This window comes from Actinoplanes sandaracinus (assembly GCF_030009775.1).
In the GTDB taxonomy this organism is placed as follows: domain Bacteria; phylum Actinomycetota; class Actinomycetes; order Mycobacteriales; family Micromonosporaceae; genus Actinoplanes; species Actinoplanes sandaracinus.
Map to the genome: position 1 here is coordinate 214055 of NZ_JASCTH010000001.1, position 15530 is coordinate 229584.

Genomic DNA, 15530 nt, shown 5'->3' on the forward strand with positions numbered 1-15530 from the left:
CGGCGAAGGTTTCGACCACTGCAGGTGCTAGCCCCGGTGGAGGACCACCACACCACGCGGTTCGAGGATCCCGGCTCCCGGCAGGGCGCTGACATCCACCGCCTCGTCGGTCCGGTTGATCAGGAACCAGTGGTCGCCGCGGATCGCCAGTTCCACCCGGCCGCCCCACTCGGGCGGCAGCTCACCGGTCACCCCGGCCGGGCCGAGCAGCTCCGGCAGCAGCGCGGCGAGCCCGTCCGGGCCGAGACGGGTGGAGACGTACGCCGCAGACCCGGAGCCCACCTCGCGGCGGGTGACCGCCGCCCGCTCCGCCTGCTCCCCCGTCTTGTAATGGGCCAGCACCTCGACGTCGTCGCCCACGTCGATCCGGTCGGTCCAGAGGGAACCGGTCGTGCCGTTGTCCAGTTCGACGCTCTCGTCGTCGAGCAGCGGCCCGAACTCCTCGATCCGGATGCCCAGCAGGTCGCGCAGCGCCCCCGGGTACCCGCCCAGCCAGATGTGGTCGTTCTCGTCCACGATTCCGGAGAAGTACGTGGTGACCAGGTGCCCGCCGCCGGCCACGAAGTCCCGCAGCCGGTCCGCGAGGGCCGCCGGGACGACGTGCAGGATCGGCGCGATCAGCAGCCGGTACTCCTGGAGCGGACCGTCGGCCGGCAGCACGTCCGCGCGGATCCCGGCGTCGAGCAGCGCCGTGTACCAGTCCAGCGCCTCCTGCGGGTAGTTGAGCCGGTCGGTCGGGTGCGAGTCGTGCTCGGCCACCCACCACGACTCCCAGTCGTGGATGATGCCGACGTCCGCGCGGCGACGGTGCGAGCCGGCGACGGGCGCCAGCTCGTGCAGCCGCTCCCCCAGCCGGGCCACGGCCCGGAACAGGTCGCTGTCGGTCCCGGCGTGCGGCAGCATCGCCGAGTGGTACTTCTCCGCGCCGGCCTTCGACTGCCGCCACTGGAAGAAGCAGACCGCGTCGGCGCCGTGCGCGACATGGGTGAGCGAGTCGCGGGCCAGCTCGCCCGGCTTCTTCGCCACGTTGACCGGCTGCCAGTTGACCGCGCTGGTGGAGTGCTCCATCAGGAACCACGGCCGGCCGCCGGCGATGTTGCCGGTCAGGTTGGCCGAGAAGGAGAGCTCGTCACGGGCCTGCGGGCCGGGCAGCACGTAGTGGTCGTTGGAGACGAAGTCGACCTCGCCCGCCCAGTCGGCGTAGTTCATCGGCTTCTGCTGGCCCATCACCATGAAGTTCGTGGTGACCGGCACCTCCGGGGTCAGTTCCCGGAGCAGGTCCCGTTCGGCGCGCAGGTGATCCTTCAGCGCGTCCGAGGAGAACCGTTTGAAGTCGAGCTGCTGGGTCGGGTTCGGGTGGGAGGCTGCCAGCCTGGGCGGCAGGATCTCCTCGAAGTCGTCGTAGCGCTGCGACCAGAACGCGGTGCCCCACGCGTGGTTGAGCGCTTCGACGGTGCCGTACCGGTGGCGCAGCCAGATCCGGAAGGCCGCCGCCGCGTCGTCGGAGTAGTCGTAGACGTTGTGGCAGCCCAGTTCGTTGTTGACGTGCCAGGCCACCAGGGCCGGGTGGTCGCCGTACCGGGTGGCCAGCTCGCGGACCAGGCGCAGCGCGTGCTCCCGGAAGACCGGCGAGGTCGGGCGCCAGTGCTGGCGGGCGCCCGGCCACAGGGTCTCACCGGTCCGGGTGACCGGCAGGATCTCCGGATGCTCGCGGGTCAGCCAGGGCGGCGGGGAGGCGGTGGCGGTGGCCAGGTCGACCGAGATGCCGCCCGCGTGGAGCAGGTCCATCACCTCGTCCAGCCAGGTGAAGTCGAACTCTCCGGCCCGCGGCTCCAGCCGGGCCCAGGAGAAGATGGCGAGGGAGACGATGGTGACGCCGGCCTCACGCATCGCGCGTACGTCGTCGTCCCAGACCTCGCGTGGCCATTGGTCGGGGTTGTAGTCGGCGCCGAATTCCAGACGCGCCGATCCGGCGCGGCGAAGCCAGCGCCGGATCGGCAGTTCGTTGCTCAGAGTCATTTAACTGTGAAGCCCTGTTCCTGGCCGTACTTGACCGACGCTTCCTGCCAGGACTTCAGCCCGTCCTGCAGGGTTCCCTGCCCGATGTAGGCCTTGCCGACCGTGTCGCCGTAGATGCTGTTGGCGTACACCTGGAAGGGCAGGTACGACCAGCCGGAGACGACCTGCCCGGCGGACGCGGCGAGAACCTCGTTGACCTTCTGCCCGCCGAAGTACGGGAACTCCTTGCTCAGGAACTCCGGCGCGTTGAGCTCGGCGTTGGTGGCCGGGAAGGCGCCGTTGTCGACCCGGCTCTTCGCACCCTCACCGATGGCGGCGTACTTCAGGAACCCGTACGCCAGGGTCTTGTTGGTGCTCTTGTCCGGGATCGCCAGGGAGCTGCCGCCGTTCTCGGCGGTGGACTTGCCACCGGCCTCCCACTGCGGCATCGGCGCGACCCGCCACTTGCCGTTCGCGGCCTTCGCGCCGGACTCCAGGTTGCTCGGCATCCAGGCGCCGGTGACCAGGCTGGCGATGGTGCCGTCGCCGAGGCCCTTGTACCACTCGTCGGTCCAGCCGACGACCGGCGAGAGCAGCTTGCCGTCAATCAGCTTCTGCCACTGGGCGGCGAACTTCTGGGTGCCGGCGTCGGCGAAGTTGACCGTGACATCAGTGCCCTTGACCGTGTACGGCTTGCCGCCGGCCTGCCAGATGAGGCTGGTGGTGAACCCGGCGTCGCCGGAGTCGCTGGTGATGTACGACTTGGCGTCGGCCTTGTGCAGCTTCTCGGCGGCCGCCGCGTACTCCTCCCAGGTCGTCGGCACCGCGATCTGGTGCTTGTCGAAGACCTCTTTGTTGTAGAAGAGAGCCATCGGGCCGGAGTCGATCGGGAACCCGTAGATCTTGCCGCTCGAGCGCACCGCGTTCCAGGTGCCCTTGGTGAACGTGCTCTCCAGGGACGCCGCGCCGTACGTGTTCAGGTCGGCCACCGACTTGACCAGCGCGAACTGCGGCAGCGCGTAGTACTCGATCTGCGCCACGTCCGGCAGGCCGGTGCCGGCCGCGATCGCGTTCTGCAGAGCCGTGTACTGGTCGTTGCCCTGGCCCGCGTTGACCAGCTTGACCTTGACCTTCGGGTACTTGACCTGGAAGTCGGCGACGACCTTGGTGAGCGTGGTGTCCCACGCCCAGACGGTCAGCTCGCCGCCGGCGGTGAGAGCGGCCTGCACGTCCGCGTCGGAGACGGTGGTGGCGGCGGCGCCACCGGCCTCCGGGTCGTCGGCGTTCGAACAGCCGGTGGCCAGCAAAGTTATCGACAACGCGGCGCCCACGAGCGCGCGCCGGCGGGTGATCATCATGACGCTGTCCCTTCAGGGGGTGGGGAGATTTACTGCTTGACGCTTCCCGCGGCCAGACCTGACTGCCAGTAACGCTGGAGCAGCAGGAAGGCCACGGCGAGCGGCACGATGGTGAGCAGGGAACCGGTGATCACGAGGTTGAAGACCACCTCTCCACCGACCGTGTTGGCCTGCCGTGTCCACGTGTACAGGCCGAGAGTCAGCGGGTAGAGCTCGGAGTCCTTCAGCATGATCAGCGGGAGGAAGAAGTTGTTCCAGGTGGCGACGATGTTGAACAGCAGGACGGTCACCAGGCCGGGCGCGAGCAGCGGCAGCGAGAGCTTGAAGAAGCTGCGGAACTCACCCGACCCATCCACCCGGGCCGACTCCAGGATCTCGTTGGGCACGGCATCGGTGGCGTACGTCCACATCAGGTAGAGGCCGAACGGCGACACCAGCGACGGGATGATGATCGCCCACGGGGTGTCGGTGAGCCCCATCTTGGAGAACATCAGGAACGTCGGGACGGCGAGCGCGGTCGGCGGGACCGCGATGCCACCCAGGACCACGGCGAAGACCGCCCGCCGGCCCAGGAAGTCGAACTTGGCCAGCCCGTACCCGGCCAGCGCCGCCAGCAGCGTGGCGCCGCCGGCTCCGACCAGGACGTACAGCAACGTGTTGAGCAGCCAGCGCCCGAAGATGCCGTCCTGGTAGGTGAAGGTGTCGGCGATGTTGTCGAAGAGCGCGAAGTCGCCGGAGAACCAGAGCCCGAACGTGCTGAGCAGGTCCTCCTGGGACTTGGTCGCGCTGATCAGCAGCCAGGCCAGCGGAAGGATCGTGTAGATCAGCATCACACCGGTGACGGCCGTCAGGGTGACGCTGCGTTTGCGCTGCTTGCGGCCCGGCCGCGGCACCACGGGGCGGACCGGACGGCGCGCCGCCGCCCGGATGGTGGGCGTGGCGGTCATCAGGCCACCCCTTTCAGGGAACGGCGCTGGAAGACGTACGCCACGATCATCGTCGCCACGCCCATGATGAGGGCGATCGTCGCCGAGTAGTTGATCTGCTGCCCCAGGAAGGACAGCTGGAACGCGTAGACGTTCGGCGTGAAGTAGGTGGTGATCGAGTTCGGCGCCAGGCTGTCCAGGATCTGCGGCTCGTTGAAGAGCTGGAAGCTGCCGACGATCGAGAAGATGGTGGCGACGACCAGGGGACCCCGCAGCGCCGGCAGCTTGATCGCCCGGATGATCCGGAACTGGCCGGCCCCGTCGATGGCCGCGGCCTCGTAGAGCGCGGTGTCCACGACCCGCAGCCCGGAGTACAGAATGAGCATGTTGTAGCCGATGAACTCCCAGGTCACGATGTTGCCGATGCTGGTCAGGATGTGGTCGGGCGAGAGGGGTTCGGGCAGCGTGACGCCGAACGCCTCGTTGAGGTTGCCGACCAGACCGAACCGCGTGCTGTAAAGGAAGCCCCACATCAGGCAGCCCACGACGGCGGGCACCGCGTAGGGCAGGAAGATCGCTACCCGGAAGAACCCGGAGCCGTAGAGCCGCCCGCTGTCGATGGCGAGCGCCACCAGAAGCGCCAGCCCCAGCATGATCGGCACCTGGACGGCCAGGAAGAGCGTGACTCTGCTCAGCGCCTCCCAGAACTGCGGATCACTCAATGCCTTGGTGTAGTTCTCCAGGCCCACGAAACTGGTGCCGCCGACCAGGCGGGTGCGGAACACGCTGAGGTACGCCGAGTAGCCGATCGGCGCGAGGAACACCAGCGCGAACACCGCCAGGAACGGACCGGTGAACTGCCACCCGATCCATGAACGCCGGGTCACCATTGCCCTCCTCGTCGGATGTTTACGTAAACATCTACGCCATGTTTACGTAAACATGACTGCCGTATAGTGGCACGGGCCACAAATCACGGTCAAGGAGTGATCAAGATCGAACCGCCCCGGCTCCGCGCCGCCCTGGACGTCCCCGGCGGCCGGCGCAAGCAACGTGTATCGATGGCCGACGTGGCCCGGGTCGCCGGCGTCTCCTCGCAGACCGTCTCGCGAGTAGCCAACGGTCTGCCCGGGGTCGTCGAAAGCACCCGCGAACAGGTTCTCGCCGCGATGCGCGAGCTGGGCTACCGGCCCAACAGCGCCGCCCGGTCCCTGCGATACGGCCGGTTCAACACCATCGGCGTCATCCTCTTCGGCCTGGCCTCCACCGGCAACAGCCGCACCGTCGAGGCGATCGCCACCCAGGCCGCCTCCGAGGGCTACGCGATAACCCTCATCCCGGTCGGCGCGCCCACCCAGGACAACGTCATGGGAGCGTTCACCAGAATGGGTGAGCTCGCGGTCGACGGCGTGATCCTCATCATCGAGGTGCACCTGCTCGACGCGACCGCGGTGGCGCTGCCGCCCGGCGTCCACGTCGTGGTCGTCGACTCCGACGCCGGCGACCGCTACCCCGTCGTCGACACCGACCAGGCCGACGGCGCCCGGCAGGCCGTCCGGCACCTGCTCGACCTCGGGCACCGCACGGTCTGGCACGTGGCCGGTCCCGCCGAGTCGTTCGCCGCCGAACGCCGCGCCGGCGCCTGGCGCCGCGCCCTCGAAGAGGCCGGCCGGCCGGTCCCGCCCCCGGAACGCGGCAACTGGTCCGCCGACTCCGGCTACCTCGCCGGCCTGCGCCTGGCCGACGACGATGCCTGCACCGCGATCTTCGCCGCCAACGACCAGATGGCCCTCGGCGTCCTACGCGCCCTGCACGAACGCGGCCGCCGCGTCCCCGCCGACGTCAGCGTCGTCGGTTTCGACGACATCGCCGACGCCGGCTCCTACCTTCCCCCACTGACCACCGTCCACCAGGACTTCGCCGAAGTCGGCCGCCGCTGCGTGGAGGCCCTGCTCAGCCAGATCCGTGACGAGCCCGCCGGCCCCGGCACCGACCTGGTCCCCACCCGCCTGGTCGTCCGCGCCAGCACCGCGGCGCCCCCACCCTGACCACCCGCGGACCCCGCCCCTGAATCACCCGCTCCCCACTTCCCCACCGCCCCACCGCACTCCCTGACCGCATCCACCCCGCGCCTTGCCCTACAGCTCCACCGCCCCACCGCACTTCCCCTACGGCGCCCTGCCCGCTGCCGGCCCTACAGCTCCACCGCCCTACCGCACTTTCCCTACGGCGCCCTGCCCGGTGCCGGCCCTACAGCTCCACCGCCCTACCGCACTTCCCCTACGGCGCCAAGCTCTACAGCCCCACCGCACTTCCCTTGACCGCCCCACCCTTCCCCGCCACACCCGCTTTCCTGACCGCCCTGCCGCGACCGCCCTGTCGCACCCCGGTTGAGTGCCCGCTCCACTGACCGCCCGTCGCGCCTCGGTTGAGTGCCCGCTCCGCTAACCGCGCCCTCACCTCGCAGACCCTGCCGCGCCTCGTACAGACCTTGCCCCGCCTCGCAAACCTTGGCATGCACCGCAGACGTTGGCTCGCACCGTTGACGGGAGCGTCTCGGCAACGGTGTGAACGCGACAGCAACCTCGCGCCTGGTGGCTTCTCGGGTGAGTGAGTGCATCTGCTGGCCGTGCGGAAGCGCTGTCTCGCGTCCGTTTTGACCGCGGATTCGCACGGCCAGCAGATCAACAACCGGCGTGAGCGGCCGCGATCACGGGAAGCGCGCGAGCTCGGTGGGTCTTGCCTGGTTCTGCCGGGGATCTTGACTGCTTCTGTCGGGGATCTTGACTGCTTCTGTTGGGGATCTTGACTGCTTCTGTCGGCTGGCCGGGAGTGCTGCCGCGATCCGCTCGGGACCGCGCTCACGACTAGCTGGCGGAAGTCGGATTGGCTGCCACCGTGTGCCCATGGACGGACACTTCCCTCGGCCACCGTGCGCCCGGGGGCACTCCCCCGTTGCCCGCCGGCCCTGCTCCCGCTGACCGCCGGGCACCGACGTCGGACCGCCGATCGCGCCGTGCAGAACGGCGTGACTTGACGCTGGGCGGACCCTGGAGGGAGAACCTCGACGCGGAGGGATGATTCCCATGCCATCGAAGCTCAGCGCCAGCGAGATCCTGGAACGAGCCCACACCGGCACCGAAGCCGCCGTGGTGGGCCGAGTCTTCGGCGCCCCGATCGAACGCGACGGAGTCACCGTCGTCCCGGTCGCCGTCATCAGCGGTGGTGGCGGCGGAGGAGGAGGCGGCAGCGGCGCGAGCCCCAATCCGTCACCGGACGGCGAGACCCCGCAGGGCGAGGGCTCCGGCGGAGGTTTCGGCTTCTCCGCCCGTCCGGCCGGCGTCTACGTCATCCGTAACGGCGACGCCTGCTGGCGTCCCGCCGTCGACGTCAACAAAATCGTCGCGGGCGGCCAGCTCATCGCCATCATCGCCCTCCTGGTCACCCGCTCGATCGTGCGCCGCCGACGCCGCTGACCCGCGTCCTCTGCCGGCCGCGGCCCGCTTCGCCTCCGGGCCGCGGCCACTCACCCTCAGGCGCCTCCTGTCCCGATTTCTTCTGCTTGCCCGATGTCGCCTGCTCAAGGCGCTTCCTGCCCAGACACCTCCAACCCAGCCGCCTCCAATTGAGGAACCGCCTGACCAGGCACCTCCAGCCCAGCTATCTCCAGCCCAGGTATCTCTTCTTCAGCCTTCTCTTGCACGCCCGCCGCCGCGCCCACTCATGACCATCTCACCGCGAGCTTTACCGTGACGTCCGCCTATCTCGTGCAACAACCCGCTCGCCGAGGGACTCAGGGAATCCGATCCCGGACAGATCAGACAGCCCGGCAGCGGGTCTACATGCTCGACTTGCCCAGCCGAAAATCCGGCTGGCCTCGCCATTCGGGAGTGTCCGTCCACGAGCACACGGTGGCAGCCAATCCGACTTCCGCCAGCTAGTCGTGAGCGCGGTCCCGAGCGGATCGCGGCAGCACTCCCGGCCAGCCGACAGAAGCAGTCAAGATCCCCGGCAGAACCAGGCAAGACCCACCGAGCTCGCGCGCTTCCCGTGATCGCGGCCGCTCACGCCGGTTGTTGATCTGCTGGCCGTGCGAATCCGCGGTCAAAACGGACGCGAGACAGCGCTTCCGCGCGGCCAGCAGATGCACTCACCCGAGAAGCCAACAGGCGCGAGATTGCTGTCGCGTTCACGCCATTGCCGAGGCACCGTCATTCCGCGATACCACTTGCCTTGAGACACGACACCCGTTGTGGGTGTCGGGCACACCCACAACGGGTGTCGAGACTTCCCAACACCTAATGCATCCGGAGCCACCTGAGCGGGACTGAGACTGGTCTGGGATGGCCGTCCACGGGAGCGCGGTGGCTAAGGCCGATCTTGACACCAATGAATCCACTGCTAGGAGTGGCCGCCGAAGGACACCGAAGGACACCGAAGGGTCGATGAAAGGTCGAGGAAGCCCCGCTCGGTCAGGGAACACAGGGCAATGGCCTACACGAGCGGCCGGATCGCCAGGCGGCATCCTCGACGGCCGAAACGGAGGCAAGCGAACTTGCTGAAAGGGCCGGAGCAGCAAACGGCGGCTCAGCCCGGCAGCCGAGCTGCGTGCCGAGCAGACCCGCAACGTGCCGAGCGAAGCCGAGCCCGGAGGCCAGGTGCGGCTGCCGGACGTCGCGTGCTGAGCGCCGAGCCGAAGCCGATCGCTGCGTGCCAGGTGCCGGGCCCGAACCGCTCCGGGCGCCGGCGCCGGCCGGTTGGCGAGTGCCGGTTGCCGGTTGCCGGTTGGCGGTTGCCGGTTGCCGGTTGCCGGTTGCCGGTTGCCGGTTGCCGGTTGCCGGTTGCCGGTTGCCGGTTGGCGAGTGCCGGTTGGCGGTTGGCGGTTGGTGGTTGGTGGTTGGTTGGTGGTGGCCGGTGGCGCGTCTTGTGGTGGCGCGGGACGGCGCGTTATCGGCTGTCCGGGACTGGCTCGGGGTAGCGAGCGAGGCGGAGCCGGCGGGCGAAGACGGCCAGGGTCAGGCCGGTGCAGAGGGCCCAGACCAGAGCGCCGTGGGCAAGGCCGCGCCAGAGGAACTCGATGCCGGTGCCGTCGACCGCGTAGGTGCCGATTTCCCGACCCGACCAGAACGGCATGAACTTGGCGGTGAGACCAGCCGGGTCGGCGAGCATCTGGACGGCGCAGACCGAGAGCAGGGCCAGGGCGCCTTCGAGTTCGCGGGGCAGCAGGGCGCCGACCAGGCTGCCGAACGGGGCCGCGATCAGGGCGGTGATCAGCATCGTGACGGCGATCGCCCAGAAGCGCTGGATGTCCTGGTCGATCGCGACGAGGATCAGGTAGGCGGTGGCCAGCAGCACGCCGAAGCCGCTCATCGCGATCAGCCGGCCGCCGATGATGCCGGCGACCGAGGCGCCGGAGACGCGCAGCCGGGGGTCGACGCCGCGGGAGGCGTTCACCACGAAGAGCGTCAGGGTGGAGACGGCCCAGGCGATACCCAGGGTCAGCATGCGCATCGACTGGCCGGTCAGGTCCCGGCGGACCAGGTAGAACCAGAGCGGCAGCGAGATCACCAGCAGCATCGCGGTCCGGCGTCGGGTCACCTCGCGGGCCGACAGGCCGGCCACCACCAACGCGGTCATGCGACACCCCCAGCGACAAGACCCAACCCGTATCGCGAAGCGACAAGCAGCGCGGTCATGCGACCTCCAGCGACAAGAGCCGACCCGCACAGCGAAGCGAGAAACAGCGCGATCATGCGACACCTCCGAAGACACAGCTCAACCCGTATTGCGAAGCGACGGCCAGCGCGGTCACGCGACACCCCCGAAGACACGGCACCACCCGCGTCGGCGAAGCGACGGGCAGGGCGGTCACGCGACGCGTCCGGCGACTGCGCCCAGGTCGAGCACGTGGTCGACGTTTTGCAGTTCGTGCAGCAGGTGGGTGACGACCACGACCGCGCGGCCGGCGTCGCGCCAGGAGCGCACCTGGCGCCAGAAGTCGAGGTAGGAGCCCTGGTCGAAACCCTGGTAGGGCTCGTCGAGCAGTAGCAGGTCGGGGCCGTGCAACTCGCCGAGGACGAGGTTGAGTTTCTGCCGGGTGCCGCCGGAGAGTTCCTGGACCGGCTGGACGCGGCTGGGGCGCCAGGCGAGGAGGGACGCGAGGTGCGTACCGGTGGAGATTGCCTTGCGCGGAACCATGCCGGCGGCCGCGCCGAAGAGAGTGAAGTGTTCTTCGGCGGTGAGCCAGCCGGCCGTGCCGCCGTCCTGTGGCACGAATCCGACCCGCCGGGTGCGGTGGACGGTGCCGCAGGACGGCGGCGTGAGCCCGGCGCAGATGCGCAGCAGGGTGGATTTGCCGCAGCCGTTGGCGCCGACGATCGCGGCGACCTCGCCGCCGCGGACGGTGAGGTCGACGCCGGAGAAGACGGCCCGTCGCCGGTAGCGTTTCCCGACACCGCTGAGCTGAAGCATCACCTGGCCGGGGACGCAGCGTTCCGGGGCGGTGCCCGCGGCAGGGGTCTGCAACTCGGCGACCAGGTGGCGGGCGTACAGGTGGGCGGGGCCGAAGAAGCCGTCCGGATCGGCGTCGTGCTCACCGGCCTGCGCGGCGGTGTCCGCGGTGAGACGCCGAGCCACAACCGGTTGCACGCCGAGACGGACCAGTTCGGCTTCGAATCGCTGTGGCCAGTTCACCGGACCGGGGCCCCGATCAGGAGGTCGACCCCGTCGCGGAAGGCCCGCCACTCGGCGGCCTGCGCCTGCAGTGCGGCGAGCCCGGCCGGGGTGATCTCGTAGTACTTCCGGCGGGGGCCGCTTTCCGACGGCGCCCAGCTTGGTGAGGCGAGGCCTTGCTGTTCGAGGCGCAGCAGCGCGGGGTAGAGCGTCCCGCCCGGGATGTCGGCGACGCCGGCCGCGGCGAGGCGCTGGGCCAGTCCGTAACCGTAGTCGGGCCGCTCGCGGAGCATGGCGAGCAGGCACAGATCGAGGAAGCCGTGCAGCCACGGCCGCGGAGTCATGCTAGGCAGGCTAACTGCTTAGCAGACTGCCTATCTAGCTGATCCGCAAAAATTCTTGGGATCCGACTGCACATTCAGGTCCCGGCATGCGTCGATGATGTGTGACCTTCGAGCAATTCGCGTTGGCCCGCCTGCCCAGCCTGCTGCGTTACGCGGTCGTCCTCACCGGCGACCGGGACCTGGCGCAGGATGTCGTGCAGGAGGTGCTGGCGCGGGCCCAGGTCCGGTGGAAGCGGATCAGCGAGGCCGACGCCCCGGAGGCGTATGTCCGTCGCATGGTGCTCAACGAGTACCTGTCGTGGCGGCGCAGCTGGGCCGTGCGGCACATCCACTCCGCCGGCGAACGGCTCATCGAACTCGACGACGCCCGTGGTGGCGTGCGCGATCACGCCGACGGCGTGGTCGAGGCGGACGCGCTGTGGCACCGGCTGTCCGCGCTAGGGCGCAAACAACGCGCCGTGCTGGTGTTGCGCTACTACGAGCAGCTCGACGACGACTCGATCGCCGACCTGCTCGGGTGCGCTCCGGCCACGGTCCGCAGTCACGCGTCGAGGGCACTGAGGATACTCCGGCTCGATCACGAGTCGGAACAACGAATCCACGCCGAGGAGAGGTCGTGACGGAGCACGGAGACCGGCTGCGCGAAGCCTTCACCAAGCACGAGAACGAGACGCCTGACCCCGCAGCGGTCTACGCCCGCGTCGAGGAACTCGCCCGCAAGTACACATGGCGCCGCAGGGGCGCGCAGGCCGCGGGCGGGGTGGCGCTCAGCGCCGGCCTGATCGCGGGCGTGACCCAACTGCCCGCGGTTCTGCCCGCCGGCCCGGCCTCCCAGAGCTCCTCCGCCTTCCAGCCCGCCGCCCCGGTGGCGACACCCAGCGCCCGGGCCACGCTCGACCCCTCGGCGCCCCTCACCGATGACGAGAGCGACAGGGGTATCGCCGCCTACTTCGAGGCCGGGTTCGGATATGACAACGCGGTCGAACTGGCCGGGTTGTGGAAGCTGGGCACCGACCAGATCGCCCGAGCCAAGGCCGTCGCCGGCCAGAAGCTGCTGGCCGGGGAGACCCTGCCGGTGAAGCCGGTCGCGAACCCGGACGTCTCCGAGGAGCCGGTCGATGTCGAGCGGAACAAGCAGACCGAGGAGTTCTTCCTGAGCGGCTACGACTGGGACGACGCCGTCCAACTGGCGAAGCTGTGGAAGATCGCCGACCCGGGCGACGCCAAGGCGGAAGCCGGCAGGCGTCTGCTCGCCGGTGAGACGCTGCCGGTGAAACCGGACAAGAAGCTGGTGGAGGAGGGTAAGAAGGCCCGGCTGGCGACCATCTTCTGGGACGCCGGCTACGACAGCGCGGACGCCGAGAAACTGGCGGTGCTCTGGAAGCTGGACGACACGTACGCGGCCAAGGTCGAGGCCGGGCGGCGGATCAAGGCCGGCGAGACGCTGCCGATCCAGCCGTGACCCCGGTGCTGCGCCGGCGTATCGGCTTCGAAATGGAGCTGATGGCCCCGCCCGGGGTCAGCCGGCGCACCCTGGCGATGGATCTGGCCGGACGCTGTGGGGGCAGCGTCCGGCCCGTCTGGCACCACGACAGCGAACCGTCCCTGGTTCCGGGCCTGGGCCGGTTCCTGCACCTCACGCAGGGGTTCGAGGTGCGCCGGCCGGACTCCGCGCTGCTCTGCACCCTGGTCGACGACGTCACCCTGCTGCACGGCCTGGATCCCCGCGCACCGGCGATCCCGGGCTGGTTCCGGATCCTCACCGACGACACCCGGCTGTTGCGCCTGCTCGCGGCGCGGTGCGACCCCGGTGGCAGCCTGCCGGGGGTCCTGGAGCCGGCGGCCCGCCTGTGGGGCACGACGGTGCAGCGGCACGGCGACATCTACCGGCTCGACGACTCGGCCGGCGCGACGGTGGCCCTGGCCTCCCCCGCCGGCGGCGAGCGGGAACGCCCCTGCGAGATCATCACCCCGCCGCTCGCGGCGGATCACCACGCCGCGCTGACCGAGTTGCTGGGCGCGGCGTCCGGGCTCGGATTCACGGTCCCCCGGGAGGCAGCCGTGCACCTGCACGTGGACGGCGGCCCCTTCCGGGAGCCGGCCGTGCTGGCCAACCTGGTGCGCCTGTTCGCGTTCTTCCGGGAGCCGCTGCGGCAGCTGCTGGCCACCAACCCGGCCTGCCGCCGCCTCGCCCCGCTGCCGGCTCCCCTGGTCGCCGCGGTCCAGGGCACGCCGACGACCGGCGAGCTGCGGAGGGCGGCCACCGACGGCGGCCTCACCAAGTTCTTCGACGTCAACCTGACCCAGGTGCTCACCGACACGCCGGTCCGCGACACCGTGGAGATCAGGATCCTGCCGGGCGCCGTCGACCCGGACGAGATCGTCGAGCGGGCCGCGCTGGTCGAGCTGCTGCTGGACCGCTGCTGCGACCCCGCCCCGATCCTCCCGCCGCCGGCCGATCCCGCGGCCGCGACCGAACACCTCCTGGAGATGGCGGCGCAGTCCCTGGCGACACGTTAGATCTCTTCTTTCGTACGGCTGGTCAAGGCGCCGTGGCATCCCGCGAGGCGCGCCACTCGCGGCCGCCGATCATTTTCTATTCAAGATCGAGAATGTGAATCGGTCGATCATAGGAGCCCAGCATCAGGCGGACTCCGCATATCTCAGGGGCTAAATGGCTGATGGCCCCCACTGAGATTTATGCCACACTCCCGGTGTGAAGTCATCCCCGCCCATATGGGGCCGACGACCGGAGGGCGGAATGATCCACACCGAGGAAGAGACGGTAATCGTCGGCGCCGGAATGGCCGGGCTGGCGGTCTCTGCCGGAGCCCGGCGGAGCACCTTTCTGATCGAGTCCGGCACGGAGACTGACCCCTCTCACAAGAACATTCTGCCGGGCCACCGCGCTCTCGATCTCTGGCATAGAACGAACCGGGACAAGACCTTCAAACGGCACTGGTCGACCAGCCGGGCGCCGCATTTCCGCACCGGTTCCGGCCTGCGGCAGAGGGTGGGCGGACGGTCCCTCTACTGGCACGGGGTCTGCCTGCCGATCGAGGACCGGGCGTTGCTCGACTGGCCGGCCGAGATCGTCGCGGAACTGACCTCGGCCGCACCCCACGCCTGTTCGTACGCCACGACCGGCCGGGCGCTGAACGGCTGGCTCGACGGCCACCGGACGGGTCACCGGCTCGACGAGTGCCGGGGCCCCCGCGAGGAGTCGTTCCTGGCGCACCTCCGGTCGGCGGGCTTCGCCGCCCTGCCGGTCCCCCAGGCCGCCCGCGAGGTGAGCGTCGACGGCGAGATCCGGCAGTTGCCCTACAGTCCGCTGACCGAGTCGCCGGACCGTCCGCGGCGGATCCTGACCGGTGGCCGGGTGCTCAGCGTCGTCCCGCACGGCGACCGTTTCCGGCTGACCGTCGCGCACGGCCGGGCGACCTCCGAGATGACCGCCCGCCGGGTCGTGCTGGCAGCCGGGACCATCGAGAACACCCGGCTCGTCGCGGGCCTGCGCATGCACATCCGCAACACCCGCGAGATGGCCTGCCCGGGGCTCAACGACCACATCGTCCAGGGCTTCGTCGCCAACGTACCCCGCGGGCTCTTCGCCCTTCCGAGGCCCCATGGGCGGGTCTTCTGCTATCTGCCGGCGCTGGACGAGGCCTCCTCGAACCTGTTCTGGGAGGTGACGCCGATCCCGGGGAGCGACACGGAGCGCCTGGCCGTGTGGACCATGGGCGAGAAGCTGCCGGGCGGCTGCTCCGTGGTGGTTCGTGCCGCACCCCGCGACCGGGCTCCTCGGGTGCACATCGACGGTATCCTGGCCTTCGACGATCTGACCGTGGTGCGGCAGCAGGCTCGCCTGCTCGGGGAGGTGGCCGAGCGACTGCTCGGCGTGCAACCGGGGGCGGTCTGGACCACACCGGAGGACTACGCGCGGGGCAAGCCGTCCTGGATGGAAGCCGTCCAGGCCGCCGGGCACGAGACCGGCCGGGGAAAGATCAGGATTCATCCGTACGTCTACCCGCTCGGCAGCGTCGACCACGAATCGGGCACTCTCCCGCTCGGCAAGGAACTCCGGCTCGACGGCGCCCTCCCCGAGGCGCCCGGCCTGTCGGTGGTCGGGCCCGCCACCTTCCCCCGGTCCGGAGCCGCCAATCCGTCCCTCACCACTCTCACGCTCGCCCGGCGTCACCTGTGCGACCAGCCGGCCGATTTCGGAGGGTGAG

At 69.7% G+C, this 15530-nt stretch carries 13 protein-coding genes; 6 read left to right on the forward strand and 7 right to left on the reverse strand.

Going from position 1 to position 15530, the window contains the following annotated elements; all coding sequences use genetic code 11:
- Window positions 1–27: 27 nt before the first annotated feature.
- Genes QLQ12_RS01015 through QLQ12_RS01030 form a run of 4 tightly spaced genes read right to left on the reverse strand, consistent with a single transcriptional unit; the run spans window position 28 to window position 5172 of the window.
- A complete protein-coding gene (locus QLQ12_RS01015) occupies window positions 28–2019 on the reverse strand; it encodes a beta-galactosidase (RefSeq protein WP_282756440.1) in 1992 nt (663 codons plus the stop codon).
- A complete protein-coding gene (locus tag QLQ12_RS01020; RefSeq protein ID WP_282756441.1) occupies window positions 2016–3356 on the reverse strand; it encodes an ABC transporter substrate-binding protein in 1341 nt (446 codons plus the stop codon). Before QLQ12_RS01020 ends, QLQ12_RS01015 begins: the two co-directional genes overlap by 4 nt.
- Before the next feature lie 29 nt (window positions 3357–3385).
- Complete coding sequence (locus QLQ12_RS01025) at window positions 3386–4303, reverse strand: carbohydrate ABC transporter permease (protein ID WP_282756442.1); 918 nt, start codon at window positions 4301–4303, stop codon at window positions 3386–3388.
- Window positions 4303–5172 carry a carbohydrate ABC transporter permease gene (locus tag QLQ12_RS01030; RefSeq protein ID WP_282756443.1) on the reverse strand — a complete coding sequence of 290 codons (870 nt, stop codon included), beginning with the start codon at window positions 5170–5172 and terminating at the stop codon, window positions 4303–4305. The genes QLQ12_RS01025 and QLQ12_RS01030 overlap by 1 nt, the downstream gene beginning before the upstream one ends.
- A 96-nt stretch (window positions 5173–5268) precedes the next feature.
- On the opposite strand from QLQ12_RS01030, the gene QLQ12_RS01035 reads away from it, so the two are divergent.
- Both QLQ12_RS01035 and QLQ12_RS01040 read left to right on the forward strand, forming a co-directional pair.
- Window positions 5269–6330 carry a LacI family DNA-binding transcriptional regulator gene (locus tag QLQ12_RS01035; RefSeq protein WP_282756444.1) on the forward strand — a complete coding sequence of 354 codons (1062 nt, stop codon included), beginning with the start codon at window positions 5269–5271 and terminating at the stop codon, window positions 6328–6330.
- Between the two features lie 1038 nt (window positions 6331–7368).
- Window positions 7369–7758, forward strand: a complete 390-nt coding sequence (locus QLQ12_RS01040) for a sporulation protein (RefSeq protein WP_282756445.1) — start codon at window positions 7369–7371, stop codon at window positions 7756–7758.
- 1471 nt (window positions 7759–9229) lie between these two features.
- On the opposite strand, the gene QLQ12_RS01045 is transcribed toward QLQ12_RS01040, so the two are convergent.
- The 3 genes from QLQ12_RS01045 to QLQ12_RS01055 form a co-directional block, all read right to left on the reverse strand.
- The gene (locus tag QLQ12_RS01045; RefSeq protein WP_282756446.1) at window positions 9230–9919 is read right to left on the reverse strand and encodes an ABC transporter permease; all 690 of its coding nucleotides are present in this window, start codon (window positions 9917–9919) and stop codon (window positions 9230–9232) included.
- Window positions 9920–10150: 231 nt separating this feature from the next.
- Window positions 10151–10930, reverse strand: a complete 780-nt coding sequence (locus tag QLQ12_RS01050) for an ATP-binding cassette domain-containing protein (RefSeq protein ID WP_282756447.1) — start codon at window positions 10928–10930, stop codon at window positions 10151–10153.
- Window positions 10931–10971: 41 nt separating this feature from the next.
- On the reverse strand, window positions 10972–11298 hold the full coding sequence (locus tag QLQ12_RS01055; RefSeq protein WP_282756448.1) for a PadR family transcriptional regulator: 327 nt from the start codon (window positions 11296–11298) through the stop codon (window positions 10972–10974).
- Window positions 11299–11399: 101 nt separating this feature from the next.
- On the opposite strand from QLQ12_RS01055, the gene QLQ12_RS01060 reads away from it, so the two are divergent.
- From QLQ12_RS01060 to QLQ12_RS01075, 4 genes are all read left to right on the forward strand, one after another.
- The gene (locus QLQ12_RS01060) at window positions 11400–11918 is read left to right on the forward strand and encodes a SigE family RNA polymerase sigma factor (RefSeq protein ID WP_282756449.1); all 519 of its coding nucleotides are present in this window, start codon (window positions 11400–11402) and stop codon (window positions 11916–11918) included.
- Window positions 11915–12760 carry a hypothetical protein gene (locus QLQ12_RS01065; protein ID WP_282756450.1) on the forward strand — a complete coding sequence of 282 codons (846 nt, stop codon included), beginning with the start codon at window positions 11915–11917 and terminating at the stop codon, window positions 12758–12760. The genes QLQ12_RS01060 and QLQ12_RS01065 overlap by 4 nt, the downstream gene beginning before the upstream one ends.
- The gene (locus QLQ12_RS01070; protein WP_282756451.1) at window positions 12757–13818 is read left to right on the forward strand and encodes an amidoligase family protein; all 1062 of its coding nucleotides are present in this window, start codon (window positions 12757–12759) and stop codon (window positions 13816–13818) included. Before QLQ12_RS01065 ends, QLQ12_RS01070 begins: the two co-directional genes overlap by 4 nt.
- Window positions 13819–14059: 241 nt before the next feature.
- Window positions 14060–15529: a hypothetical protein gene (locus tag QLQ12_RS01075; RefSeq protein ID WP_282756453.1), complete on the forward strand. Its 1470-nt coding sequence runs from the start codon at window positions 14060–14062 to the stop codon at window positions 15527–15529.
- Window position 15530 lies beyond the last annotated feature (1 nt).

Excerpts from the sequence above, each read along its gene's own strand:
- QLQ12_RS01020 (WP_282756441.1), bottom strand. The coding sequence starts at position 3,356 with ATGATGATCACCCGCCGGCGCGCGCTCGTGGGCGCCGCGTTGTCGATA.
- QLQ12_RS01055 (WP_282756448.1), bottom strand. The coding sequence starts at position 11,298 with ATGACTCCGCGGCCGTGGCTGCACGGCTTCCTCGATCTGTGCCTGCTC.
- QLQ12_RS01015 (WP_282756440.1), bottom strand. The coding sequence starts at position 2,019 with ATGACTCTGAGCAACGAACTGCCGATCCGGCGCTGGCTTCGCCGCGCC.
- QLQ12_RS01040 (WP_282756445.1), top strand. The coding sequence starts at position 7,369 with ATGCCATCGAAGCTCAGCGCCAGCGAGATCCTGGAACGAGCCCACACC.
- QLQ12_RS01030 (WP_282756443.1), bottom strand. The coding sequence starts at position 5,172 with ATGGTGACCCGGCGTTCATGGATCGGGTGGCAGTTCACCGGTCCGTTC.
- QLQ12_RS01045 (WP_282756446.1), bottom strand. The coding sequence starts at position 9,919 with ATGACCGCGTTGGTGGTGGCCGGCCTGTCGGCCCGCGAGGTGACCCGA.
- QLQ12_RS01025 (WP_282756442.1), bottom strand. The coding sequence starts at position 4,303 with ATGACCGCCACGCCCACCATCCGGGCGGCGGCGCGCCGTCCGGTCCGC.
- QLQ12_RS01075 (WP_282756453.1), top strand. The coding sequence starts at position 14,060 with ATGATCCACACCGAGGAAGAGACGGTAATCGTCGGCGCCGGAATGGCC.